The following is a 24,203-nucleotide window of genomic DNA, read 5'->3' as shown; positions in this document are numbered from 1 at the left end:
CGAGACACTTCTCGGCCGCTGTCTGGCCGGCCGAGCGCTTACCGCTTCGAATCAAGCAACACTCTGTCAATCAAGTCTTGGACACCTCGCAAGTTTTCGACACGTCGACTCACTCGTTGCCTTTCCCGCGCGTTGCCTTTCTCAGTCGTTGCCTTTTTCGCTTGCCGCCTTTTCCGCATCGCGCTGCCTGCGGATCTGCGCATCCACCGCGGCGATCGCGGTCATGTTCATCACCCGGCGCGAGGTGGCGCTGGTGGTGAGGATGTGCACCGGCTTGGAGATGCCCATCAGGATCGGGCCGATCGCCACGCCGTCGGTGAACACGCGCACCAGGTTGTAGGCGATGTTGGCCGCTTCCAGGTTCGGCAACACGAACAGGTTGGCGCGGCCCTTCAAGGTGCTGTTGGGCATGATCTGCTTGCGCAGCGCCTCGTCCCAGGCGGTGTCGCCCTGCATTTCGCCGTCGATGTTGAGCTCGGGTTTGCGCTTGAGCAGCGCCTCGCGCACCTGGCGCATCTTCAGCGCGTCGCGCGAGTCGTGGCTGCCGAAGTTGGAGTGCGACAGCAATGCGATGTTCGGTTCGATACCGAACAGTTTGAGGCGGTACGCGGCCTGCAACGTGGCTTCGACCACCTGCTCCACCGTGGGGTCTTCCTGCACGTGCGTATCCAGGAAGAAGAACACGCCCAACTGGTTGATCACACCGGTCATCGCCGAGGTGGAACTTACGCGCGGTTCCAGCGGAATCACGCTGCGCGCGTAGCCCAGCTTCTTGTGGAAGCGCCCCACCACGCCGGACAGCATCGCATCGGCTTCTCCGCGCGCCACCATGACTGCGGCAATCAGGGTCGGACGCGAGCGCATCAGTTCCTTGGCCGCGGTGACGGTCACGCCGCGGCGCTCGGTGAGCGCGTGGTAGTACTGCCAGTAATCGTTGAAGCGGGGGTCGTCGAGGATGTTGGTGATCTCGAAGTCCACGCCGGCCGTCAGGCGCAGGCCCATGCGTTCGATGCGTGCTTCGATGACGTCCGGGCGGCCGATCAGGATCGGGAAGGCCAGGCCTTCGTCGACCACGTTCTGCACCGCACGCAGCACCACTTCTTCTTCGCCTTCGGCATACACCACGCGCTGCTTATCGGCGCGCGCGCGGTCGTAGACCGGCTTCATCATCAGGCTGGTGCGGTAGACGAACTGGCCGAGCTTGTCGCGATAGGCCTCCATGTCGGCGATCGGGCGCGTGGCCACGCCAGAGTCCATCGCCGCCTGTGCAACGGCCGAGGACAGCTCCACCAGCAGGCGCGGGTCCAGCGGGCGCGGAATCAGGTAGTCCGGGCCGAAACTCGGGGTCTCGCCGCCATAGGCTGCGCCCAGGTCGGAGGCCTCGCGCCGCGCCATCGCCGCAATTGCCTTGACGCAGGCGATTTTCATTTCCTCGTTGATGCCGGTGGCGCCCACGTCCAGCGCGCCGCGGAACAGGTAAGGGAAGCACAGCACGTTGTTGATCTGGTTCGGGTAGTCCGAACGGCCGGTGCCGATGATGCAGTCCGGGCGCACCGCCTTGGCCGCTTCCGGGGTGATCTCCGGGTTGGGATTGGCCAGCGCGAAGATCACCGGCTGGCGCGCCATGCTGGCAACCATTTCCGGCTTGAGGATGCCGGCGGCCGACAGGCCCAGGAAGATATCGGCGCCTTCGACGATCTCGGCCAGGGTGCGCTTGTCGGTATCGCGCGCATAGCGCTGCTTGTCCGGGTCCAGGTCGGTGCGGCCGGTGTGGATCACGCCATCGCGGTCCAGCGCCAGGATGTTCTCCGGCTTCAGGCCCAGCGAGACCAGCATGTTGACGCAGGAAATGCCGGCCGCGCCCATGCCGGTGGTGGCCAGCTTGACCTCTTCGATCTTCTTGCCGGTGACCACCAGCGCGTTGAGCACCGCGGCGCCGACGATGATCGCGGTGCCGTGCTGGTCGTCATGGAACACCGGGATGTTCATGCGCTCGCGCAGCTTGCGCTCGACGATGAAGCATTCCGGCGCCTTGATGTCTTCCAGGTTGATGCCGCCGAAGGTCGGCTCCAGGCTGGCGATGATGTCCACCAGCTTGTCCGGGTCGTTCTCGTTGATTTCGATATCGAACACGTCGATGCCGGCGAACTTCTGGAACAGCACGCCCTTGCCTTCCATCACCGGCTTGGAGGCCAGCGGGCCGATGTTGCCCAGGCCCAGCACCGCGGTGCCGTTGGTGATCACCGCCACCAGGTTGCCGCGCGCGGTGAGCTCGCTGGCCTGGGTGGCGTCCTCGACAATGGCCTCGCAGGCAAACGCCACGCCGGGCGAGTACGCCAGCGACAGATCGCGCTGGGTCAGCATCGGCTTGGTCGCGGTGACCTTGATCTTGCCGGCCGGCTGCTGGCGGTGATAGTCGAGGGCGGCCTGTTTGAAGTCGTCGGTGGACATCGGCTGTGTGGGTCTCGAAGGCGCAGGAGAACTGAATTCTACCCTCCTGCCTGAACAAGGGCCTGTCGCGCAGCTGTCAGCGCGGCAGGGAGATTGCATGCTGCAACGCAGCGCACGTGGCGACCCGCGAGCGGATCAACGCAAAACGGCCCTGCACCCCGCCGGCAACGCCGCCGGAGAACAGGGCCGTAGGAAACCTCAGCGCGCGCTGGCCGGAGCGACGACGTCGGTGGCACCCGGCGGTGCCTGCAGCGGCGGCGAGCCGCCATCCAGCACCAGCTTGAGCTGGTTGCGGTCCAGCGCATTTTCCCAGCGCGACACCACCACCGTGGCCACCGCGTTGCCGATGAAGTTGGTCAGCGAGCGGCATTCGCTCATGAAGCGGTCCACGCCCAGGATCAGCGCCATGCCGGCCACCGGCACGTCCGGCACCACCGACAGCGTGGCAGCCAGGGTGATGAAACCGGCACCGGTCACGCCGGCGGCGCCCTTGGAACTGAGCATCGCCACCGCCAGCAGGGTGATCTGCTGGCCCAGGGTCAGGTCCACGTTGGTGGCCTGGGCGATGAACAGCGCCGCCAGGGTCATGTAGATATTGGTGCCGTCCAGATTGAACGAATAACCGGTCGGCACCACCAGGCCCACCACCGACTTCTCGCAGCCGGCCTTTTCCATCTTCTCCATCAGCGACGGCAGTGCCGACTCCGACGACGAGGTGCCCAGCACCAGCAGCAGTTCGGCCTTGAGATAACGGATCAGCTTGAGCACCGAAAAGCCGCAGAACCGGCACACCAGGCCCAGGATCACCAGCACGAAGAACAGTGAGGTGATGTAAAACGAGCCCACCAGCCAGGCCAGGTTGACCAGCGATTCCACCCCGTACTTGCCGATGGTGAAGGCGATCGCGCCAAACGCACCGATCGGCGCGGCCTTCATCAGGATATGCACCAGCCGGAACACCGGCGCGGTCAGCGCTTCCAGAAAGCTCAGCACCGGACGGCCACGCTCACCCACCAGGGCCAGCGCAATACCGAACAACACCGCCACGAACAGCACCTGCAAAATGTTGCCGTCGACGAAGGCGCTGATCAGCGTCGCCGGGATGATGTCCATCAAAAAGCCGACCAGACTCAACTCGTGCGACTTCTGCACGTAGGTGTTGACCGCACTCTGGTCCAGCTCGGCCGGGTTGATGTTCATGCCGGCACCCGGCTGCACCACGTGCGCCACGATCATGCCCACGATCAATGCCAGCGTGGAGAAGAACAGGAAGTAGGTCATCGCCTTGGCGAAGACCCGGCCCACCGTCTTGAGATGGGTCATGCCGGCGATGCCGGTGACGATAGTCAGAAAGATCACCGGGGCGATGATCATCTTCACCAACTTGATGAAGGCGTCGCCCAGTGGCTTGAGGCTTTCGGCGAACGCTGGCTCGAAGTGGCCCAACAGGGCGCCGAGGACGATGGCCACCACCACCTGGAAATACAGCTGGCGGTAGAAGGGCACGGACGCCGGCAACGGGCCGGCAGGCTTGCTGATGTGCATGACGCCACTCCGAGGAAACTGGGGGGTGCCTGAGCAGGTACCCGGTGCCCGCATTCTGGCCGCACGTCACAGCCCGGGCCGATAACCCATTGGTACTACGGATGCGCCGCGGCGCCGCGCGTGCCTGCCGGGCGCCGCGCGGCACGCGCTGCAACCCCGCGCCAGATAAGGACTTTATGCACGGCCGGCCCCACTGCAGGGGTTCGCGGGGACACCACGGGCATGGGTCTGCAGCACTGTCCGTCGGATGAACCTGGTCTTACACTTCAGCCGCGCCGCCGCCGGCCGTTAATTCCGTTTAACGCAGACACCGACGTTTCTGTGTAGTCGCCGTCCGGAACCTGCGCGCTTGCTGAAGCTGTTCACCGCGATCGCCATGGCAGGACGCCCCGGCCCCTTTCATTGCCGAAGACCACTCCTATGCGCCTCAATGTGCTTGTCCTGGCGTTGGCTCTTGCCATCGTCCCCGCCGCTGCCAATGCAGCCACCTCGATCGAAAACTGGCCCACCAAGTACACCTTCGGTGATGGCACCGAGCTGGGCCTGACCGGCAACTACGCCTACGACGACAACAACTTCTCCGGCGACGACCGCCTGGAAGACCGCACCGATTTCCGCCGCAAGGAATTCGGCGCCACCATCAAGAAGAAGGGCGTCTACGACGCCATGGTGTATTTCGACTTCGAAGCCAAGCTGTGGCTGGACGTGTTCTACCGTTTCGAGACCAAGGCGCTGCTGGGCCAGGATTATGGCCGCGTGCGGATGGGCTACATGAAGGTACCGGTGGGTCTGGAAGCGGTGCAGAGCTCGCGTGCGGGCAGCTTCATGGAACTGGGCCTGCCGGTGCAGGCGGTGTTCCAGGGCCGGCGGACCGGCGTGGAATGGACCCTGGAGCGCCAGCAATACCTGCTGCAGGCCGGCGCGTACGGCGGCAAGGACCTGCAGGGCGACAACCCGGGCACCACCCAGGCGGTGCATGCGGCCTGGACCCCGTTCAAGGCCGAGGGCGACGTGCTGCACCTGGGTATCGCCGGCTCGGTCGAGAACCCGCGCGGCTTCAGCGACGGCCGCGGTGTGTCCTTCAGCCCGCGCGTGCGCCTGCGTGCCCGCCCGGAAGCCGGCCTGACCGACGTGCGCCTGATCGACACTGGCACCATCCTCGATGTGGACCACGTGATCCGCACCGGCGTGGAAGCGGTGTGGATCCATGGTCCGTTCTCGCTGCAGAGCGAAGCGCTGCGTGCCGAAGTGGCGCGTAACGCCGGCCAGCCGCACTTCATCGCCCAGGGCCAGTACGTGTACGGCACCTGGTCGCTGACCGGCGAGTCGCGCAGCTATGCCGGTGGCGTACCGGGCAACATCAAGCCGGCGCACGACTACGGTGCGGTCGAACTGACTGCCCGCTACAGCCGCCTGAACCTGGAAGACAACAACGTCCACGGCGGCCGTCAGCACGACACCACCATCGGCGCCAACTGGTACCTCACCAGCCACTTCAAGTTCCAGGCCAACTACAGCTGGGTGGATTCCTCGCGCAATGGCGTGCATGAAACCCCGCACGTGATGGAGCTGCGCGCGCAGGTGCAGTTCTAAGCAGCGCTGCGGCATTCCAGCGCGCGGGCAACGCGATGCCGCGCACTGGGCTGCTGCCGCTGCCAATGGCAGCAGCCGTTCCGAAACGGCCGCATCCTGTTACGGGTGCGGCCGTTGTCGTTTAGAGCGTGTTATGCACTTTGAGATGAGATGCGTTGGCTGTCAGCGGTGCGGAGCGGGTGCTGCGTGGCGCAGGCTTGGTGGCGCCAAGGCAAGCTGCGCGGCGCCCGCTCGCGGGGGCATTGGCCACGTATGCACGCCGGTTCCTCCGCGCCATCCACATCCACTCACGACTGCTCGCTGCGGCGCTTGGGGCGGCATGCACGCGGTCAGGCGATGGCTGCGCGTACGGGAGCAGACCGCCATACTTGCCGGCATGTATGCCTCGCAACGCCGCCGCCTGCTGCTCACCCTGGCCATCGTGCTGGGCGGGATGGTCGTGGCCATGCTGGCGGCCGGGCATTTTGTCGAACAGAGTGCGCTGCGCGACGAAAGCGTCACCGTGCGCCGGCAGTTGCGGCTCTATGCGCAGGCGCTGCAGCAGCGCATCGACCGCTATCGCACCCTGCCGCAGATCCTGGCGCTGGACCCGGAGCTGCGCGCCGCCGTGTCCGGCCCGCTATCGCCGGCCCAGGTGGATGCGCTCAACCGCAAGCTCGAACGCGCCAACAATGTCACCCAATCGTCCACGTTGACGCTGATCGACCGCAACGGCATCGCGCTGGCAGCCAGCAACTGGCGTGCGGCGCGCAGCAACGTGGGCGTGGACTACGCATTCCGCCCCTACTATCAGCAGGCGCTGGCCATCGGCAGCGGAAGTTTTTACGGCATCGGCATGACTACCAGCGAGCCGGGCTATTTCCTGTCGCAGGCCATCGTCGACGCTGCCGGCCAGGTGCAGGGCGTGGTGGTGATCAAGATCGCGCTGGCCGCGCTGGAGCGCGAATGGCTGCAGACGCCGGACATCGTGCTGGCCTCCGACGCGCACGGGGTGGTGTTCCTGGCCAGCCGCGCCACCTGGCGCTACCGCATGCTGGCGCCGCTCACCCCGCGCGACCGCACCGAATTGCAGAGCACCCGCCAGTACGCCGACCAGGGGCTGTTGCCGCTGCGCCGCCGGCTGATCGAACAGACCGGCAACGGCGGCGTGCTGGCCGAGGTGCGCGACCCGCCGTTGGGCGCACCGGTGCTGTGGCAGACCCTGGAAGTGCCGGAAAGCGGCTGGCGCCTGCATCTGCTGCACGACACCCGCGCCAGCGCCGCCGCCGGTCGCGCGGCAGCCATCGCCGCCGCCGGCACCTGGCTGGCGCTGGCCTTGCTGTGGTTGTTCGTGCAACAGCGGCGGCGCTTGTCGGCACTGCGCCAGCGCAGCCGGAACGAGCTGGAGACGCTGCTGCAACAACATGCCGAAGAACTGCGCACCGCCCAGGACGGCGTGGTGGCCGCCGCGCAGCAGTCCAACGCCGGCCTGAGCCGCAGCCTGGAACATCTGCCGCAGGGCGTGGTGGTGATCGACGAGGCGCTCAACCTGGTGGCATGGAATTCGCGCTACGTGGAGCTGTTTCGCTTTCCACCGGAACTGCTCAAGATCGGCCGCCCGATCGAGGACCTGTTCCGCTTCAACGCCCGCCGCGGGCTGCTGGGGCCGGGACCGATCGAAGCGGCCATCGAGCGCCGGCTGAATCACCTGCGCAGCGGCAAGCCGCATATGCGCGAAAGCGAAAAGGAAGACGGCACGGTGCTGGAGATCCGTGGCAACCCGCTGCCCGATGGCGGGTTCGTCACCAGCTACGCCGACATCACCAGCTACAAGAACGCCGCGCGCGAACTGCGTTCGCTGGCCGATGCGCTGGAGCACCGCGTGGCCGAGCGCACCCGCGACCTGGCCGCCGCCAAGCGCGAGGCCGAAAACGCCAATCGCTACAAGACCCGCTTCGTTGCGTCGGCCGTGCACGATCTGCTGCAACCGCTCAACGCCGCGCGCATGTTCGTGTCGGTGCTGCGTGGGCAGGTGCGCGAACCCGCCGGCAAGCGCGTGGTCGACAATATCGACGGCGCGCTCGCCGCGCAGGATGCGATCCTCAACAGCCTGCTCGATATCTCGCGGCTGGAGGCCGGCAGCCTGAAGACGCAGGTGCGCGACTTCGCACTCGCCCCACTGATGGAAACGCTGGCACGCGAGTTCGGCATCCTGGCCGAAGACCGCGGACTGGCGCTGAATTACGTGCCCACCTCGGCGGTGGTGCTGAGCGACGAAACTCTGCTGCGCCGCATCCTGCAGAACTTTTTGTCCAACGCGATCCGCTATACCCCGCGCGGCCGCGTGCTGCTGGGGTGCCGGCGACGCGGCGGCTGGCTGCGCATCGAAGTGCACGACCAGGGCCCGGGCATTCCCGACGCCTTGCAGCACGAAATCTTCGAAGAGTTCCGACGACTGGACGATGGCGTGGCCAACGACCGCGGCGCTGGCCTTGGGCTGGCGATCGTCGAACGCATCGGCCGCCTGCTGGGCCACCGCATCGGCCTGCGTTCCACGCTGGGCAGCGGCAGCGTGTTTTCGGTCAGCCTGCCGCTGGGCGAACGTGCTGCGATTGCCAGGCAGCAGCTGCCGCCCGCCACGGCGCCTGCCGAGCCCGGCAACGACCCCATCCTGCACGGCTGCCGCGTGTGGTGCGTGGACGACGACCCGCGCGTGTGCGAGGCCACCCGTGCCCTGCTCGAACGCTGGGAATGCCGGGTGGATTTTGCCGGCGGCCCGGACGATGCGCTTGCCGGCGCCACTGCCGACGATGCACCGGAACTGTTGCTGCTGGATGTGCGCATGGGCGCGCACTACGGCCCCATGCTGCTGCCGCAACTGGTGGAACGCTGGCAGCGTGAGCCACGCATCATCCTGATCACCGCAGAACCGGACCCGGCGCTGCGCGAGCACGCACAGGAGTTGGGATGGGGCTTTCTTTCCAAGCCGGTGCGTCCGCCGGCCCTGCGTGCATTGATGACGCAAATGCTGCTGCGGCGCGGGTGATGCGCACGGTCGGCAAACCTGCGTCTGCACATGGAACCTGGTGACCGGCTCGCCTCCGGGATGTCGGGTGTTGACCGCAAGAAGACCGCATGCTGTCCCGCCACGCGGCATGCGGCCTATGCCGTGATTTCCAGGCCCTGCCCTGCAGCGCGTGCAGTCTGTTGGCTCGTTTCGGCGCACCGAAATGCGCGCGGTGTCAATCGCGCTTGCCCGAGGGCGATACAGTGCCTGCGCATCTGTGTGTGCAAGCGTGCGCCTGCACATGCAACTAGCCGATTTTTCTCCCCCTGGAAAATTGGAGCCATCATGTCCAGACCTGCCTGCCTGATGTTCGCCTCGTTGCTTGTCGCCGGCTGCGCGGCAGATCTGCCGGTGCAGGCTGCAACGCCACCGGCCACCGTGCAGCCGGCCGGCCCGGTGCGCGCGGAGATCGACCCATCCACGCTGCACACCTTGAACCGCGTGCTGCATCAGGTCTCCAGCCATCGCGGCCTGAGCGCTGGGCATCTGATCAAGGTGATCTCGGCGGAATTTCTTGGCACGCCGTATCAGGCCAACATGCTGCAGGGCTCGGCCACCACGCCGGAGAAGTTGATCATCGATTTCAGGGGTCTGGATTGCTTCACCTATCTGGACTACGTGGAAGCGGCGCGCCACGCCTATTCGCAGCAGGATTTCGTCGACCGCCTGATCCTGACCCGCTACGTCGATGGCATCGTGGGCTTTGCCACGCGCAAGCACTTCTTCTCGGACTGGGTCACCCGCTCCTACCCGCTTGCCGAGGACATCACCGCAGCGCTGAGCTCCAAGGCAGTGCGCGTGGACAAGGCGCTCAACCTGAAAGCCGACGGCAGCTTCTACCTGCCCGGTTTGCCGGTGGTGCAGCGGACCATCACCTATATCCCCGCCGCCGATGTGGATCGCCAGCTCATCCGGCAACTGCGTAGCGGCGACTACATCGGCAGGTACTCCCCGGCCGCCGGGCTGGATGTCAGCCATGTCGGCATCTTCCTGCAGACCGACCAGGGTCCGGTGCTGCGCAATGCCTCGTCGCGAGCGGAAAACGAGAAGGTGGTGGATTCGCCGTTCATGGAATACGTCGGCAGAACCGTCGGCATCGTGGTCTATCGGCCAACGCCCTGAGGACAGCCCGACCTGGGCGCCCTGTGTCCACACCGATCCATGTCCAACGCGCATCGTGGGAGCGGCCCCGGCCGCGAGGGCCGTCCCCTGCTGGCAACGCCCTCGCGGCCGGGGCCGCTCCTACCGGGATAAGGGCAGCCTGCCACGACGGCGCCCCCGGCGACCGATCCGGAGGATCGGGCAAGGATGGCGGATAACCGGGCTCACGCTGGCCTGCCGGTTGGCGGCAAAGTGCATCGCACGACACATGCCGCCAACCACAGGAGGAACCACGCATGACCCAGACACGTTCGTTGAACCAGTATCGTCTGCTCGGCCGCTCCGGACTGCGCGTCTCGCCGCTCTCGCTGGGCACCATGACCTTCGGCGAAGAATGGGGCTGGGGCGCCGATGCCAAGGAGGCCGAGCGCATCTTCGCCGCCTATGCCGAGCGCGGCGGCAACCTCATCGACACCGCGGTCAACTACACCAACGGCGGTGCCGAGCGCATCGTCGGCAACCTGATCAAGCAGCGCCGCGAGCGCTTCGTGCTGGCCACCAAGTTCACCATGGCGCGCGATGCGGACAACATCAATTCCGGCGGCAATCACCGCCTGAACCTGATCCGTTCGGTCGAGACCAGCCTGCGTCAGCTGGACACCGATCGCATCGACCTGCTGTACCTGCATGCCTGGGATTTCACCACCTCGCCAGAGGAAGTGATGCGCGGGCTGGATCACCTGGTGCAATCGGGCAAGGTGCTGTACCTGGGCATCTGCAATACCTCGGCCTGGCGCGTGGCGCAGCTGCAGACCCTGGCCGACCTGCGTGGCTGGTCGCCGCTGGTGGCGCTGCAGATCGAATACAGCCTGGTCGAACGCAGCGTCGAACACGAACTGATGCCGATGGCGCGCGAGCTGGGCCTGGGCGTGTTGCCGTGGTCGCCGTTGGGCGGTGGCATCCTGACCGGCAAGTACAGCCGCGATGATCTGTCCGACGACAATGCCGCGGATGTCTCCACCAGCCGCAAGGGCGTGATTGCCTCCACCGGGCATCTCAACGCACGTTCGCTGGACATCGCCGATGTGGTCGGCAGCATCGCCGAGGAACTGGGCGCCTCGCGCTCGCAGGTGGCGCTGGCCTGGACCTTGCAACATCCTGCGGTGGTCTCGCCGTTGGTGGGCGCGCGCACGCTGCAGCAGGCCGAAGACAACTTCGGTGCGCTGGATATCGTGTTCAGCGACGCGCAGCTGGCCCGCCTGGATCAGGCCAGTGCGCTGGCGCCGATCTTCCCCGAACGCTTCATTGGCCGGCCGATGGCGCAGCAGCTGATCTACGGCACGCATGCCTTGCAGCTGCGCAGCTGAGACCGGAGTGAGCGCATGAGCAGATCGTCCACCTTCGCAGCGTCACTGTTGATCGCCGCTGCGTGCATCGCGGCCCCGGGGACCATCGCCCCGGCGGCCGCCGCCGACAACTGCGTCGACCAGGCGCTGCAGCCGTGCAACAAGCGCATCGTCGATGCGGCCTTTGCACGCTGGGAAGCCGGTGACGGCAACCTGTTCGAGGAACTGCTGGCCCCGGACGTGGCCTGGACCATCCACGGCTCCGGTCCGAGCGCGGGCACCCTGCACGGCCGCGACGCACTGGTCGACCAGGCCGTGCGCCCCCTGACCGAGCGCCTGTCCTCGCCGCTGCGCCCGGTGCAGCGACGGCTGTGGGCCGACGGCGAGCACGTCATCGTGCAATGGGAAGGCGTCGCCGGCCTGCCGGACGGTGGCAGCTACCGCAACCGCTACGTGTGGATTCTGCGCATGCAGGGCGGCAAGGCGGTGGAGGTGGATGCGTTCCTGGATCTTGCCGCCTACGACGCCGTGTTGCAGCGCACCCCCACCCAACTCAAACGCAGGACACGCCGATGACCGATACGCGTATGGGCATCGCCGTGGCCATGGCGCTTGGCGCCGGTGCGGCGGTGGCCTGCCATGCCGCCGCCATGGCCAGCGCGGCCCACCCCGCACCCCCGACATCCTCGTCCCTGCCGGAGCACACGCCCATGCAAACACACCCCTACCTCGGCATGTGGGTCACCGGCGACGGCAGGATCCGCCAGGCCTTGCTGGCCAACGGCCGCTATGACGAAGCGCGCGATGCACGTCAAAGCGCCTATCAGGGCCGTTACGAAATCGCCGGCACCACCATCCGCTATTGGGATGACACCGGATTCACGGCCGATGGCCGTTTCGTCGGCCCCGACGAACTGCACCACGGCGGCATGATCTTCCATCGCGAACGGGCGGACTGACACGCCACCGCATCGCCGCAGTCCGCCGCACCGCCTTGTGACCTCCCCCACGTTGCACCGCGCATGGCGCAGGCGCGGCGCAGCCGTGCTGCCTTCGCCTGCGGAAAACAGCGGCAATGCTGCACCGACACCATCGCACCCTCTCAAGGAGACACCATGAAAACTGTCGTGATTTCAGGCGCCGGCTCGGGCATGGGCCTGCTCACTGCGCAAACGCTGATCCGCGCCGGCTATGCGGTCTATGCGGGCGTGCGCGATCCGCATGGCCGCAGCACGGCCCGCCGGCAGGCGCTGGAGGCTTACGCCAGCGACCACGGCGGCTATGTACAGGTGGTCGATCTGGATATCCACCAGACCCAATCCTGCCAGGACGCAGTCGATGGCGTGGTAGCCGCGCACGGCCGCCTGGATGCGGTGATCCACAACGCCGCGCATCTGTTCATCGGCACCGCCGAGGGCTTCACCCCGGAGCAGCTGGCCGACAGCTTCAATACCAATGCGATAGGTGCGCACCGGCTCAACCGCGCCGCGCTGCCGCACCTGCGCCGCCAGGGCGATGGCGTGTTGCTGTACGTCGGCAGCACCATCACCCGCATCGTGGCGCCCTTCATGATGCCGTACGTGGCCGGCAAATATGCGCTGGACGCCGTTGCCGAAACCACCGCCTACGAAGTGCAGCCGCTGGGCATCGAGACCGTGATCGTCATGCCCGGCACCTTCATGGATGGCACCTCGCACTTTCAGACTGCGGTGCGCCCGGCCGAGCCGATGGAACAGGCCTACGCCGCCGTGCAGCCGGAGGTGGACAACTACGAGCCTGGCCTGCGCCGGCTGTTTCGCGATGGGCAACCGGCGCCGGTGCAGGCAGTGGCCGACGAGATCGCGCGCGTGCTTGCGCTGCCCAAGGGTGCCAAACCCCTGCGCACCACCGTCGACTTCGCCGACTACGGTGCCGAAGCGGTCAATGCCGTGGTCGAGGCGCAGACCGAGCGCGTGTTCCGCATCATGGGCATGCAACGGCTACGCGCCGTGACGCAGTAATTTTGCGTGGCATGCAGTGGGAGCAAGCATCACGTGGCTGTCGCCCTGCAGGGCGGCAGTTGCCCGGGCGCGAGGAGCTTGCAGCAGTACATGGGCGATACCGTCGTTGACCTTTGCCCCATCAGTAACCGGCGCCATCACCGCTGCAACAACCAGGACACTGCCGCTGCTAACCCTCGCCTTCCGGCTCCAGCGCCTTGACCAGCACCGCCGCCTGCGTGCGGCTGTAGCAATCCAGCTTTTTCAGGATGGCGGTGACATGCACCTTGACGGTGTTTTCGGCCAGCCCCAGCTCATGGGCAATCTGCTTGTTGAGCAAGCCGTCGGCCAGGCTCAGCAGCACGCGGAACTGCTGCGGGGTGAGCTGGGCAAGCTTGGCGGCCAGCTGCGCGTCGGCTTCGGAGCGTTCGGCCGTCATCGGCGGAAACCAGGTGCCGCCCTCCAGCACGCTGGCCACGGCGGTGCCGATCGTTTCGGCAGGCGTGGACTTGGGAATGAAGCCGGCCGCACCAAACTGCTGCGCGCGCCGGATCACCCGCGGGTGATCGTTGGACGAGATCACCACCACCGGGATGTCCGGATGCTCGCCGCGCACATGCAGCAACGCCGAGAAGCCGCGCGCACCGGGCATGGCCAGATCCAGCAGCACCAGCTCGGCCTGCGGGTGCGAGCGCAGCATCGCGCTCAGCGTGGTGGCGCTGGAGGCTTCCACCACCTGCGCCTGCGGCAGGGTCTGCTGCAGCACGTGGATCACGGCGGCACGGAACAGCGGGTGATCGTCGGCGACGAGAATGGTGAGATCGGCCATGCGCCAAGTCTGGCACATGGACGCGACCAATGCCGTTGCCCTAACGCGGCGGCTGCGTGCTCGCGCGCCAGGCATCCAGAAACTGGCGTCGCTTGAGTTTGTCCAGATACACCAGCAGGCCAGGGCCGAGCGGGATCGGCCGGAACGGGGGGTGCGCCGACCCGCCGCGACCGCCGGCCGCCGGCAGGATCGGCATCAACCGCGCTTCGCGCGACAGCACCTGCTGGCCGCGCGGCGACAGCAGGTAGTCCAGGAACCTGCGCGCCTCGGGCGCATGCGGTGCGGTCTTGGGAATCACCGCGGTGCGCAGTGCCACCAGCGTGTAGTCCTGCGGCTGCACGATCCCCAGCGGCGCGCCGGCATCGATGCGCGTCTGCGCGTAGGACCCGAGCACGTTGTAGGCCAGCAACAACTCGCCGCGGCTGACGCGATCGAGCAAGGTCCCGGTACGCTCTTCCAGCCTGACCTGGTTTGCCCCCAACGCGGCCAGCAGCGCGCCGGCGATGCTGCCCACCTGCCCGTCCTGGGTGGCGAACAGATAGCCCACGCCACTGCGCTCCACATCGTAGGTGCCCACCTTGCCGCGCAATGGCGCATCCGGTGCGCGCAGCAGTGCCAGCAACTGGCGCCGTGTGCGCGGCACCCGCGCGGGATCGAGCTTGCGCGTGTTGTAGACGATGGCCACCGGCTCGTAGCTGATGCCGAACACCTCGTGCCGCCATTGCGCCCAGGCCGGCAACGCCTCGGTCTGCGCAGAACGGTGCGCCAATGCGTGGCCATCGTTCACCAGCTTGGTCTGCAGATCCATGCTGGCACTGATCAGCATGTCCGCCTGGATCGCGTTTCTGCCCGGGTGCAGGTAGTGATCGTAGATGTCCCAGGCAATCACGTCCTCGTAGACCACTTCGGTGGTGGGATGCAGGCGCTGGTAGTCCTGGATCACCGCCGCAAACACTTCCAGGTCGGTGGAGCCTTGCACGCGCAGCTGCGCCTGTGCGGCACCGCGTGCCGGAAACCGCCGCACTTCGCCCGGCGCCGCAGTGGCAACACCTTGCAGCAGCAACAACACCAGTAACCAGGCCGCGCGCATCATGCGGTTCCTCCAGGAAAATGCAGCGAGGCGATCAGGCCGCCGCCGATCCGGTTGGCCAGATCGATACGGCCGCCATGCGCCTGCACCACGCGCTTGACGATGGCCAGCCCCAGCCCGGCGCCGCCGGCAGGCGCGTCCGGACCGCGCACGAATCGCTCGAACACGCGCTCGGCTTCGGCGGCCGGGATGCCGGGGCCGTGGTCGGCGATGGTGAGCACGTGTTGATGTCCGTCGCTGGTCAGTGCCACCTGCAGCGGCGCGCCGCCGCCGTACTTGCAGGCGTTGTCGATCAGGTTCTTGAGCGCTTCGCGCAGCAGCAGCGCATCGCCGCGCAGCAGCGCCGGTTGCGGGTCGATGGCCAATTGCACGCGCGGTGCGCCCTCGCTGCGCGGCAAGGCCTCGTGCAGCGCCTGGTGCAGCACCTCGGCCAGATCCACGGTGGCGAAGCGCTGCAGGTTGGCGCGATGGATCACACTGGCATCGCTGAGCAACTGGTTGAGCAAGCGGCTCATGTGGCTGGCGTTGCGCTCGATCGCGACCAGGCTGCGCTGCATCTCGCGCGGGTCGTCGTCGTCCATGGCCAGCTGCGCCTGCGCACGCAAGGCGGCCAGCGGCGTCCGCATCTGGTGCGCGGCTTCGGCCATGAACGCACGCAAGGTCTCGTTGCTGGACGACAGCCGCGCCATGAAGCGATTGAGTGCGGTCACCATCAGCTGCATTTCCTGCGGCGCCGGCACGCTCAGGGGCTTGAGGTCGGACGGCTCGCGCCGCGACAGATCGCGCTCGATGCGCTGCAACGGCCGCAACGCGCGGTACACGCCCAGCCACACCAGGCCCAGCGCCAGCAGCGACAACACCCCGATCGCGATCAAGGCATTGAGCACCACATCGCGCGCCACTGCATCGCGTGCACGCCGGGTCTGGCCGACCTGCACGCGCACCTCGCCCTGCTCGGAGGCCGAGGCCACCCGATGCATCACCACCGCAAAGCGCACCGGCTCGCCGCTGTACTGCGCATCGAACAGCACCGGCCGCTCATCGCTGGGGGCCTGCGCCGGCAGCGGCAAGCTGTCCTCGCCGGTGATGGTGCGGCCCTGCGCATCGAACACGCGATAGAACACGCGGTCTTCCGGTGCCATGCCGAGCAGGTCCAGCGAGGCATACGGCAGATCCACCTGCCAGTCGCCGCCGACCAATGCCACGCTGTCGATGATGGAAAGCGCCGACGACACCAGCAGGTGGTCATAGGAACGATTGGCCGCACGCTCGCCGTAATCGCGCGCGGCAAAGAACAGCACCACCGCGCCCAGCAGCGACAGGCTGCCCAGGTACAGCAGCAAGGTGCGCCGGATCGACGGCGCCACCGTCAGCGGCTCAGCCATCGCTGGCCGGCTCCACCGGCGCATGCGGATCGGCTTCTTCGAGCTTGTAGCCGGCGCCACGCACGGTGACGATGCGGAGCGGCGCGGCCGCCAGCTTGCGCCGCAGGCGGCCGACATACAGCTCGATCGCATTGGGCCCGACATCGTCGTCGAAACCGAACAGCCCGTTTCCGATCTCGTCCTTGCCCACTACCTGGCCCAGCCGTCCGATCAGGATTTCCAGCAGACGGTATTCGCGGTTGGGCAATTCGATCGGCGCGCCATCGAGCATCACCGTATGCGCAGCGTTGTCGAACACGAATCCGCCGATCTGTACCACTTCGCTGGCCTGCCCGCGGTTGCGCCGCAGCAGCACGCGACAGCGCGCCTCGAACTCGCGAAAATCGAACGGCTTGCCCAGGTAGTCGTCCGCACCCACATCCAGCGCCTGCACGCGGTCTTCGATACCGTCGCGCGCGGTGAGCATCAGGACCGGCGTGGTATCGCCACGCTCGCGCATCCCGGCCAGCACGCGCAATCCGTCGAGCTTGGGCAGGCCGATATCCAGCACCACCAGATCGAAGCTCTGATAGCGCAGCACGCTGGCCGCCGCCAACCCGTCGGCCTGCCAATCCACCGCATGCCCGCTACGACGCATCCGCCGCACGATGGCATCGGCGAGGTCGGCATTGTCTTCGACTAGCAGCAGGCGCATGAATTGGGAATCGGGAATGGGGAATCGGAACGGCGATGGGTCGCGGCCGGAAGGTAACAGCCCTCGCGGACAAAAGCTCTTAACGCCCTTGCGATTCCCCATTCCCGATTCCCCATTCCCGCGCCAACGACAGGTCCATGACAGCTTCCCGGGACTAGGCTGCTGCCAACGCGCCGCGGCGGTTTGTGCGGTGCATCGCTGAACGTGATTCACACAAGTACCTGGGAGGGTCTGTGAGCAACGACACCTTGCGCCTGCGTGCCTTCACTGCCTGCGCTGCACTCTGCCTGGCACCGGCGGCACATGCGGCCGATGACGAAGGCCCGGTCACTGCCGAAGTGGGTGGGCGGATCCACTGGGACTTCACCGTGTTCGACAACGATGAACGCGGTGCACCCGAGCGCAACGACACCCAGTTCCGGCGCGCCTGGCTGGATGTGGCGGGCAAGTTCTACGGCTTCAACTACAAGGCCGAAGCGGAATTCGCCGGCCTGCAGTACGAACCCGGCAGCCGCGGCATCCTGGCACGCGATGTCTATATCGCCAAGAAGTTCGCGGCCGGCACGCTGACCGTGGGGCAGTTCAAGCAATACTTCTCGCTGGACGACCGCACCGGCTCCAACTACGGGCCGTTCCTGGAACGCGGCTACGCGGCCACCACGCTGGCGCCGATCTACCGCAAGGCGATCTCCTGGCAGGCCAATCGCCCGGATGCGACCTGGTCCACGGCGCTCTACAGCTTGGAAAGCATCGACAATTCGGCCACCAAGGGCGGCGCACTGGGCACGCGCCTGACCTTCGCACCGGAAATGGGCGAGGCGCGCCTGCGCCATCTGGGTGTCTCCCTGGCGCACGAGCGCTACGCGCACCCCGGCAGCGCCGGCACGGCGCCGCTGCTGATCCGCCCGCGCCCGGAAAACGATCTAGCCAACAACAGCCGCATCACCCTGGCGCGGTTTGCCGATGGCCGCGATACCGATTTCGACAAGTGGTCGCTGGAATATGCCGAAGTGCTGGGCCCGTGGTCGTGGCAGAGCGAATTCAGCGGCGGCCTGCTCGACGATGGCAGCCAGCATGCCAAGGTGCTGGCCAGCTATGGTCTGGTCAGCTGGTTCGTCACCGGCGAATCGCGTGGCTACGATCGCAAGACCGGTCGTTTCAGCCGTATCGCCACGCCCAGTCGGCCCAGCGGCGCGTTCGAACTGGCGCTGCGCTACGACTACATGCGTGGCGACCAACATCTGGATGGACAGCCCAACTTCATCGATGCCAGCACGCAGTCGTGGACGCTGGGCGGCAACTGGTATTTCAAGCCGAATCTGCGTGTGATGCTCAATGTCATCGACAGCCGCAACCGCGACCGCACGATGAATGCGGTGGTCGATCACACGCTGGCGGTGACCGGCCGCTTCCAGTACGACTTCTGATGCATCGCACTGTCGCGCCCATGGTCAACATAACGGCTGCATGCCGCATGGCCCTGCGGCCATGGCGCCGCCCCTGCGGCGAGGCGATGCGTCTTCAACACGCAGACGCACGCGCACTTCCCTGCGCACCTGCACATCCGTCTGGCCATCGCCGCGCCCCCGGCGCTGCGCTGTGTTTCACCTTCCCCCTGCTGCACGCCCCAAAGGATTCGCCCGCATGCTGACCGCGCTCGGTTTCGGAATGGTGATCACCTTCATGTACCTGATCATGAGCAAGCGGCTGTCGCCGCTGGTGGCTCTGATCACGGTGCCGATCGTGTTCGCGCTGCTGGGCGGCTTCGGCACCGGCATCAACGAGATGATGCTCGACGGCATCAAGAAGATCGCGCCCACCGGCGTGATGCTGATGTTCGCCATCCTCTACTTCGGGGTGATGATCGATGCCGGGCTGTTCGACCCGCTGGTCGGGCGCATCCTGCGCCTGGTCAAGGGCGACCCGCTGAAGATCGTGATGGGCACGGCGATCCTGGCGATGCTGATCTCGCTCGATGGCGACGGCTCTACCACCTACATGATCACCGTGTCGGCGATGCTGCCGTTGTACCAACGCCTGGGCATGAACGCGCTCAACCTGACCTGCGTGACCATCTTGGCCAGCGGTGTGATGAATCTGACCCCCTGGGGCGGCCCCACGGCGCGTGCGGCCACCGCCCTGCATGTAGACCCGGCCGATGTGTTCGTACCGCTGGTGCCGGCGATGCTGCTGGCCATTGCCGGCATCATCGCGCTGGCATGGTATCTGGGCATGCGCGAGCGCCGCCGCCTGGGCGTGGTGCGCCTGCCGGCCGACGGCAACTGGCTGGACACCAGCATTCCCGAGGACAACGACGCGCTGCCGCGCGTGGAAGACACCGAGGACATGAAGCGCCCCAAGCTGCTGTGGGTCAATCTGATCCTGACCCTGGCGCTGATGGCCGCGCTGGTGATCGGCGTGCTGCCGATGCCGGTGCTGTTCATGATCGGCTTCGCGCTGGCCTTGATGATCAACTATCCCAATCTGGCCGAACAGCGCCGCCGGCTGGTCAACCACGCCGGCAACGTGCTGTCGGTGGTGTCGCTGATCTTCGCGGCCGGCATCTTCACCGGCATCCTGTCCAATACCGGCATGGTCGAAGCGATGTCGCGCAGTTTTCTGGCAGTGATTCCGGACAGCTGGGGTCCGTATCTGGCGGTGATCACCGCAATCGTCAGCATGCCGTTCACCTTCTTCATGTCCAACGACGCGTTCTACTTCGGCGTGTTGCCGATCCTGTCCGAAGCCGCCGGCCACTACGGCATCACCCCGGTGGAAATGGCCCGCGCTTCGCTGGCCGGCCAGCCGGTGCATCTGCTCAGCCCCCTGGTGCCCTCGACCTATCTGCTGGTCGGCCTGGCCAAGGTCGACTTTGCCGACCATCAACGCTTCACGCTGAAGTGGGCGGTGCTGATCTCGCTGTTGATGCTGGGCGGCGGGCTGGTGTTTGGTCTCTTCCCGTTGGCGCGCTGACCGCCGGGAATGGGGAATGGGGAATCGGGAATCGGGAATCGTAAGAGCTGCGCCGTGCAGTCGTCTCGATTCTTGACTTCCATGTAGAAAGATAGAAACCGCAAAAGCGGCTCCTGCTCTGCCGATTCCCCATTCCCGATTCCCCATTCCCGATTCCCCATTCCCCATTCCCCATTCCCGATTCCCAAACTCCGAAGGAGTTCACCAATGACTCTCCGCATCGCATACGTCACCAGCGGCATGGGCAGTGTCGGTACCGCGATTTGCCAGAAGCTGGCACGCAGCGGGCATACCGTGGTGGCCGGTTGTGGCCCCAATTCGCCGCGCAAGTCGGCTTGGTTGCGTGAGCAGCGCGAGCAGGGCTTCGATTTCGTCGCCTCCGAAGGCAATGCCGCCGACTGGGATTCCACTGTCGCCGCGTTTGCCAAGGTCAAGGCCGAAGTCGGCGAGATCGATGTGCTGGTCAACAACGCCGGTGGTAGCCGCGACACCTTGTTCCGGCAGATGAGCCGCGACGACTGGAATGCGGTGATCGCCAGCAACCTGCATTCGTTGTTCAACATCACCAAGCAGGTGGTCGATGGCATGACCTCGCGCGGCTGGGGACGCATCGTCAACATCGGTTCGGTCAGCGCGCACAAGGGCCAGATCGGGCAGATCAATTTCGCCACCGCCAAGGCCGCGATGCATGGCTTCAGCCGTGCGCTGGCGCAGGAAGTCGCCTCGCGCGGGGTCACCGTCAACACCATTTCGCCCGGCTATATCGCCAGCGCCTCGATCAGCAGTTTTCCGCCGGACGTGCTCGACCGCCTGGCCACCTCGGTGCCGGTGCGCCGCCTGGGCAAGCCCTCGGAAGTGGCCGGCCTGTGTGCCTGGCTGGCGTCTGACGATGCCGCGTACGTCACCGGTGCCGACTACGCGGTCAACGGCGGCCTCTACATGGGTTGAGCGGGCGCGCAATCGCCGCCCGTCGCGCTGCACGCATACCACGCTCTCACCGCGCACGGCTGCATGTCCCGCTGCCCGCCTGCCCTGTACGTCCGGCGCTCGATCTGCAGCAGCGCCCACGTGGCTAGGAGATCGGTGCGCATGTGCGCCCTGCCCGCGCGCGCAAGCGGCCGCCACTGCGCGAACGACCCGCCTGCAATGCGAACTGATTACACTCTGGCTTTTCCGCAGTGCGCTGCCATGGCCAAACCCTCAGAACGCACCCCGCCCAATGCGCGCCCGCAGATGGCCGACATTGCCCGCATGGCGGGCGTGTCCGAATCCACCGTGTCGCGCGCCCTGGCCGGCAGCCCGGTGGTGGCCGAGCGTACCCGCGCCTACATCAAGCAGATCGCCGCCGATGCCGGCTACCAGGTCGATCCGGTCGCACGCAGCCTGCGCGCCAAACGCTCCAACACGGTGAGCGTGGCGGTGCCGATGATGCATGCACTGGACCAACCGCTGTCCGACCCGTTCCTGATGACCATGCTGGCGCTGCTGGCCGAAGAACTCACCGGGCGCGGCTACAGCATGCTGCTGTCCAAGCTGGACCGGCACCAGGACGGTTGGGTGGAACAGCTCGCACGCGGCAGCCGCTCCGATGGCGTGATCGTGCTGGGGCAAAGTTCCGAACACGCCGCGCTGGACCAGGCTGCACGCGATGGCCTGCCGATGGCGGTGTGGGGCAGCCGCATCGATGGGCAGGCGTACATCAGCGTGGGCAGCGACAATTTCCAGGGCGGCGCGCTCGCCACCGAACACCTGATCGCCAGCGGCCGCCAGCGCATCGCCTTCCTCGGCGATGACCAGCTACCGGAGGTGGCGCCGCGCTTTGCCGGCTACCGTCATGCGCTCGAACAGCACGGGCTGGAGTTCGACACCCGGCTGCATGCGCGCAGCCATTTCGTCAGCGAAGATGCCTACCGCCTGACCCGCGCGATGCTCAAGAAGACCGACCCGCCGGATGGCCTGTTCGCTGCTTCCGACGTGATTGCCGTGGGCGCGATCCGCGCCCTGGTCGAGGCCGGACACCGTGTGCCGCAGGACATCTCGCTGGTGGGTTTCGACGATATCCCACTGGCCGCCTACAGCCAGCCGCCGCTGACCACGGTGCGGCAGGATCTCCACCTGGCCGCACGCCTGCTGGTGGACAGGCTGTTGGCGCTGATCGCGGGCGACACAGTGGAATCGGTTGAAATGCCGGTGAAGCTGGTGGTGCGCGAGTCGGCGTGAGGCGGGGAATCGGGAATCGGGAATCGGGAATCGGGAATCGGGAGTCGGGAGTCGGGAATCGGGGTTCGGGGTTCGGGGTTCGGGAGTCGGGAGTCGGGAGTCGGGAGTCGGGAATCGGGAATCGGGAATCGGGAATCGGGAATCGGGGTTCGGGGTTCGGGATTCGGGATTCGGGATTCGGGGTTTGGGGTTTGGGATTTGGGATTGCGGATTCGGAGATACCGGCCAGCAGCCTACTTCCTTCTCCCGCCTGCGGGAGAAGGTGCCCGAAGGGCGGATGAGGGCGGACGGTCAGTCGGTCCACCGTACTCGGCAACCCAGGTAACCAGGCAGGCACGTCTCGCATCTTCGGCAGCCGGCGATGTCAGCCAGGAATTCCTACGAATCTTCCAATATCACTTTCGACCTGCGAACCCGCACGCACAGCATCGCCACCGCCGCGGCCAGCATCAGCGCACCAGCCAGTTGGATCACGTTGCGTGGGTCGCCGTGCAATAGCCGGTCGTAATACAGCGGCAGGGTGACGATCTGGATCAGCATCGGCAGCACGATAAACAGGTTGAACAAGCCCATGTACACGCCGGTGCGTTCGGGTGGAATGCTGTCGGCCAGCATCAGGTAGGGGTTGCCCATCATGCTGGCCCAGGCCAGGCCAATGCCGATCATCGGCAACAGCAGCAACCAGCGGTTCTCGATACCCGGCAACACCCACATGCCGATGCCCGCAGCCAGCAGGCACGCGGCATGCGTGTACTTGGGGCCGAAGCGGCGGACCACCGGCACCATCGCAAAGGCCGCCAGAAACGCGATGAAGTTGTAGAACCCACCGATCTGCCCATTGACCAGACCGGCCTCGCGGAAGCCGTGCGAGGTGGCGTCGGTGGTGCCGAACAAGGTGGTCGACAACGACAGCACGATGTACTGCCAGTAGCAGAAAATTCCATACCACTGGAACAGCATCACCGGCGCCAGCTGGCGCATGGTCGGTGGCATGTCGCGCAACGCGCCGCCGATCTCGCGCACCACCGCACCCAGCCCGGCGCCGCGCTGGCGCATGCGCGCGATCTCGGCCGGCGCGATTGCAGGCTCGCGCACGCTGCGCGCAGTGAGCAGGATGGAGGCGGCGGAAAATCCCGCGCCGATCACGAACGCGGCGATGGTGACGTACGGAATATGGTGCGCATTGGCGGCGTCCTGGTTCATGCCCATCCACACCAGCACGGGCGGGGTGAGATACGCCAGCGTTTGCGCCAGCCCGGTGAACGCGCTTTGGGTGAGATACCCGAGTGGCCGCTGCGGTGGCGCGAGCACATCGCTGACCAGCGCACGGTAAGGCTCCATCGCCACATTGTTGGCCGCATCCAGCACCCACAGCAGGCACACCGCCATCCACAGCGCGGTACTGAACGGCATCGCCAGCAGGCACAGGCTGCACACCAGCGCGCCCAGCACCATGTACGGCATGCGCCGGCCCCAGCGGGTCACCGAGCCGTCGCTCCACGCACCCACGAACGGCTGCAGCACCAGCCCGGTGATCGGCCCTGCCAGCCACAGGTACGGCAGGCTGGCGTGATCGGCACCCAGATAGTTGTAGATCGGGCTCATGTTGCTTTGCTGCAGCCCGAAGCTGTACTGCACGCCGAAGAAGCCGGCATTGAGTGCCAGGATGCGCGCGAAGGAGAACGGAGACGCGGTCGACGACATGCAGGGCCCTGGGCATCGGTGCGGCACCCAGTGGCCGCAGCGCACTGTACCCTGCCGTCTTTGCAATCGATTGTAACGCTGCGCTGCAGCAGATCCGTCGATCTCGTTAGGGACTCAATATTTCGCATGACAATGCTGCACTGCAGGATTGCAATCGATTGTAGTGCGGCGTATTACTGCGCTCGCACTGCAGGCCACACGGCCGGCCCCTGGGAGGGGACGATGCAGGCGTCGGCATACCACCACC

18 protein-coding genes are annotated in these 24,203 nt (G+C 66.3%); 11 read left to right on the top strand and 7 right to left on the bottom strand.

Annotated elements, in window-relative coordinates:
- Positions 1 to 141: 141 nt before the first annotated feature.
- Both A7D17_RS18420 and A7D17_RS18415 read right to left on the bottom strand, forming a co-directional pair.
- Entirely contained in the window at positions 142 to 2,451 is a 2,310-nt protein-coding gene (locus tag A7D17_RS18420; RefSeq protein WP_064510421.1) for an NADP-dependent malic enzyme, read from the bottom strand.
- 198 nt (positions 2,452 to 2,649) lie between these two features.
- Positions 2,650 to 3,996 (bottom strand): dicarboxylate/amino acid:cation symporter, encoded by a 1,347-nt coding sequence (locus A7D17_RS18415; RefSeq protein ID WP_064510420.1) that lies wholly within the window; start codon positions 3,994 to 3,996, stop codon positions 2,650 to 2,652.
- 420 nt (positions 3,997 to 4,416) lie between these two features.
- Here A7D17_RS18415 and A7D17_RS18410 point away from each other — a divergent pair, with 420 nt between their 5' ends.
- From A7D17_RS18410 to A7D17_RS18380, 7 genes are all read left to right on the top strand, one after another.
- Positions 4,417 to 5,589, top strand: a complete 1,173-nt coding sequence (locus A7D17_RS18410; protein ID WP_064510419.1) for an OprO/OprP family phosphate-selective porin — start codon at positions 4,417 to 4,419, stop codon at positions 5,587 to 5,589.
- Positions 5,590 to 5,965: 376 nt separating this feature from the next.
- Entirely contained in the window at positions 5,966 to 8,614 is a 2,649-nt protein-coding gene (locus A7D17_RS18405; RefSeq protein WP_064510418.1) for a hybrid sensor histidine kinase/response regulator, read from the top strand.
- A gap of 306 nt (positions 8,615 to 8,920) precedes the next feature.
- A complete protein-coding gene (locus A7D17_RS18400; RefSeq protein WP_064510417.1) occupies positions 8,921 to 9,757 on the top strand; it encodes a DUF1460 domain-containing protein in 837 nt (278 codons plus the stop codon).
- Between the two features lie 275 nt (positions 9,758 to 10,032).
- Positions 10,033 to 11,103: an aldo/keto reductase gene (locus A7D17_RS18395; RefSeq protein ID WP_064510416.1), complete on the top strand. Its 1,071-nt coding sequence runs from the start codon at positions 10,033 to 10,035 to the stop codon at positions 11,101 to 11,103.
- A gap of 15 nt (positions 11,104 to 11,118) precedes the next feature.
- A complete protein-coding gene (locus tag A7D17_RS18390; RefSeq protein ID WP_064510415.1) occupies positions 11,119 to 11,658 on the top strand; it encodes a nuclear transport factor 2 family protein in 540 nt (179 codons plus the stop codon).
- Between the two features lie 11 nt (positions 11,659 to 11,669).
- On the top strand, positions 11,670 to 12,041 hold the full coding sequence (locus A7D17_RS18385) for an Atu4866 domain-containing protein (protein ID WP_064510558.1): 372 nt from the start codon (positions 11,670 to 11,672) through the stop codon (positions 12,039 to 12,041).
- Between the two features lie 156 nt (positions 12,042 to 12,197).
- Positions 12,198 to 13,082 (top strand): SDR family oxidoreductase, encoded by an 885-nt coding sequence (locus A7D17_RS18380; RefSeq protein ID WP_064510414.1) that lies wholly within the window; start codon positions 12,198 to 12,200, stop codon positions 13,080 to 13,082.
- 169 nt (positions 13,083 to 13,251) lie between these two features.
- Here A7D17_RS18380 and A7D17_RS18375 read toward each other — a convergent pair whose 3' ends face one another.
- Genes A7D17_RS18375 through A7D17_RS18360 form a run of 4 tightly spaced genes read right to left on the bottom strand, consistent with a single transcriptional unit; the run spans position 13,252 to position 17,059 of the window.
- Complete coding sequence (locus A7D17_RS18375; RefSeq protein ID WP_064510413.1) at positions 13,252 to 13,890, bottom strand: response regulator transcription factor; 639 nt, start codon at positions 13,888 to 13,890, stop codon at positions 13,252 to 13,254.
- Between the two features lie 40 nt (positions 13,891 to 13,930).
- Positions 13,931 to 14,980 carry an ABC transporter substrate-binding protein gene (locus A7D17_RS18370; protein WP_064510557.1) on the bottom strand — a complete coding sequence of 350 codons (1,050 nt, stop codon included), beginning with the start codon at positions 14,978 to 14,980 and terminating at the stop codon, positions 13,931 to 13,933.
- Complete coding sequence (locus A7D17_RS18365) at positions 14,980 to 16,365, bottom strand: sensor histidine kinase (protein ID WP_064510412.1); 1,386 nt, start codon at positions 16,363 to 16,365, stop codon at positions 14,980 to 14,982. Before A7D17_RS18365 ends, A7D17_RS18370 begins: the two co-directional genes overlap by 1 nt.
- On the bottom strand, positions 16,358 to 17,059 hold the full coding sequence (locus A7D17_RS18360) for a response regulator transcription factor (RefSeq protein ID WP_064510411.1): 702 nt from the start codon (positions 17,057 to 17,059) through the stop codon (positions 16,358 to 16,360). Before A7D17_RS18360 ends, A7D17_RS18365 begins: the two co-directional genes overlap by 8 nt.
- Positions 17,060 to 17,292: 233 nt before the next feature.
- Between A7D17_RS18360 and A7D17_RS18355 the strand changes: the two genes are divergently transcribed.
- From A7D17_RS18355 to A7D17_RS18340, 4 genes are all read left to right on the top strand, one after another.
- Complete coding sequence (locus A7D17_RS18355) at positions 17,293 to 18,486, top strand: OprO/OprP family phosphate-selective porin (protein WP_064510410.1); 1,194 nt, start codon at positions 17,293 to 17,295, stop codon at positions 18,484 to 18,486.
- Between the two features lie 217 nt (positions 18,487 to 18,703).
- On the top strand, positions 18,704 to 20,032 hold the full coding sequence (locus tag A7D17_RS18350; protein ID WP_064510409.1) for a CitMHS family transporter: 1,329 nt from the start codon (positions 18,704 to 18,706) through the stop codon (positions 20,030 to 20,032).
- Between the two features lie 207 nt (positions 20,033 to 20,239).
- A complete protein-coding gene (phbB, locus tag A7D17_RS18345) occupies positions 20,240 to 20,980 on the top strand; it encodes an acetoacetyl-CoA reductase (protein WP_064510408.1) in 741 nt (246 codons plus the stop codon).
- A 240-nt stretch (positions 20,981 to 21,220) separates the two neighbouring features.
- The gene (locus A7D17_RS18340; protein ID WP_064510407.1) at positions 21,221 to 22,252 is read left to right on the top strand and encodes a LacI family DNA-binding transcriptional regulator; all 1,032 of its coding nucleotides are present in this window, start codon (positions 21,221 to 21,223) and stop codon (positions 22,250 to 22,252) included.
- 378 nt (positions 22,253 to 22,630) lie between these two features.
- Here A7D17_RS18340 and A7D17_RS18335 read toward each other — a convergent pair whose 3' ends face one another.
- The gene (locus A7D17_RS18335) at positions 22,631 to 23,956 is read right to left on the bottom strand and encodes an MFS transporter (protein ID WP_064510406.1); all 1,326 of its coding nucleotides are present in this window, start codon (positions 23,954 to 23,956) and stop codon (positions 22,631 to 22,633) included.
- Positions 23,957 to 24,203 lie beyond the last annotated feature (247 nt).

Source organism: Xanthomonas floridensis, assembly GCF_001642575.1.
GTDB lineage: Bacteria > Pseudomonadota > Gammaproteobacteria > Xanthomonadales > Xanthomonadaceae > Xanthomonas > Xanthomonas floridensis.
Note: the sequence above shows the minus strand (reverse complement) of the source record. Positions and strands in the feature narration are given on the sequence as shown.

Coding starts and splice junctions, on each gene's coding strand:
- A7D17_RS18420 (WP_064510421.1), bottom strand. CDS start 2,451: ATGTCCACCGACGACTTCAAACAGGCCGCCCTCGACTATCACCGCCAG.
- A7D17_RS18415 (WP_064510420.1), bottom strand. CDS start 3,996: ATGCACATCAGCAAGCCTGCCGGCCCGTTGCCGGCGTCCGTGCCCTTC.
- A7D17_RS18410 (WP_064510419.1), top strand. CDS start 4,417: ATGCGCCTCAATGTGCTTGTCCTGGCGTTGGCTCTTGCCATCGTCCCC.
- A7D17_RS18405 (WP_064510418.1), top strand. CDS start 5,966: ATGTATGCCTCGCAACGCCGCCGCCTGCTGCTCACCCTGGCCATCGTG.
- A7D17_RS18400 (WP_064510417.1), top strand. CDS start 8,921: ATGTCCAGACCTGCCTGCCTGATGTTCGCCTCGTTGCTTGTCGCCGGC.
- A7D17_RS18395 (WP_064510416.1), top strand. CDS start 10,033: ATGACCCAGACACGTTCGTTGAACCAGTATCGTCTGCTCGGCCGCTCC.
- A7D17_RS18390 (WP_064510415.1), top strand. CDS start 11,119: ATGAGCAGATCGTCCACCTTCGCAGCGTCACTGTTGATCGCCGCTGCG.
- A7D17_RS18385 (WP_064510558.1), top strand. CDS start 11,670: ATGGGCATCGCCGTGGCCATGGCGCTTGGCGCCGGTGCGGCGGTGGCC.
- A7D17_RS18380 (WP_064510414.1), top strand. CDS start 12,198: ATGAAAACTGTCGTGATTTCAGGCGCCGGCTCGGGCATGGGCCTGCTC.
- A7D17_RS18375 (WP_064510413.1), bottom strand. CDS start 13,890: ATGGCCGATCTCACCATTCTCGTCGCCGACGATCACCCGCTGTTCCGT.
- A7D17_RS18370 (WP_064510557.1), bottom strand. CDS start 14,980: ATGCGCGCGGCCTGGTTACTGGTGTTGTTGCTGCTGCAAGGTGTTGCC.
- A7D17_RS18365 (WP_064510412.1), bottom strand. CDS start 16,365: ATGGCTGAGCCGCTGACGGTGGCGCCGTCGATCCGGCGCACCTTGCTG.
- A7D17_RS18360 (WP_064510411.1), bottom strand. CDS start 17,059: ATGCGCCTGCTGCTAGTCGAAGACAATGCCGACCTCGCCGATGCCATC.
- A7D17_RS18350 (WP_064510409.1), top strand. CDS start 18,704: ATGCTGACCGCGCTCGGTTTCGGAATGGTGATCACCTTCATGTACCTG.
- phbB (WP_064510408.1), top strand. CDS start 20,240: ATGACTCTCCGCATCGCATACGTCACCAGCGGCATGGGCAGTGTCGGT.
- A7D17_RS18340 (WP_064510407.1), top strand. CDS start 21,221: ATGGCCAAACCCTCAGAACGCACCCCGCCCAATGCGCGCCCGCAGATG.
- A7D17_RS18335 (WP_064510406.1), bottom strand. CDS start 23,956: ATGTCGTCGACCGCGTCTCCGTTCTCCTTCGCGCGCATCCTGGCACTC.